The sequence below is a fragment of the Bartonella sp. CR127HXZ genome (assembly GCF_042194555.1).
Lineage (GTDB): Bacteria > Pseudomonadota > Alphaproteobacteria > Rhizobiales > Rhizobiaceae > Bartonella > Bartonella grahamii.
The window spans coordinates 1-508 of the sequence record NZ_JBHIMZ010000103.1; the positions used below are offsets into that span (position 1 = coordinate 1).

Below are 508 nucleotides of genomic sequence, written 5' to 3' on the forward strand. Positions count from 1 at the left end.
GCCATGGCATGGTGAAAGCAGATGAGATCAAGACTCATATCCTCTAACTCTACAACAACATGCTTTTCTGGTATCTTCATGGAGTTTGTCCCACTTGGTATTGTCCCACCTGATATTGACCTTGTGGTTTTCCCCCATTGAAAAAGGGCACGAGAGTAATGGAATAGCGGATGCGCTGGGATTGACCAGAGCGACTGATATAGTCGTGGTCTTTATTGATCGTGGTGATCACCACGGGACCATGGAGAAGGACACTATAGGTCGTATCATTGATCCAACGAAGCATCTGGACCGGCTTTGCTCTTCGAATGGTTTGGGCGATGGCATCAATGGCTACCCGATCACCAAATTCTTCTGGAAACCAAACGCCATGAATGGTTTTTGCATCATTGCCATAGCCGGTAAATTGCAAACTGGGGGACCTGCCAAAACGCTCCATACAAACCCATGAGGCAGAAAACTCTTCTTCAAAGGATTGGAAATTCAGCCAGTCCACATAAAATTGATG

General features: G+C 46.3%; 1 protein-coding gene and 1 pseudogene. Both read right to left on the reverse strand.

The window, feature by feature from the left end:
* Window positions 1–80, reverse strand: a pseudogene (locus ACFIKY_RS09365) (phage tail protein); the annotation flags it as partial.
* Window positions 77–508: phage tail protein (locus ACFIKY_RS09370; RefSeq protein ID WP_375661770.1), on the reverse strand; the 432-nt coding region annotated here is incomplete at its 5' end. The gene ACFIKY_RS09370 and the pseudogene ACFIKY_RS09365, both read right to left, overlap by 4 nt.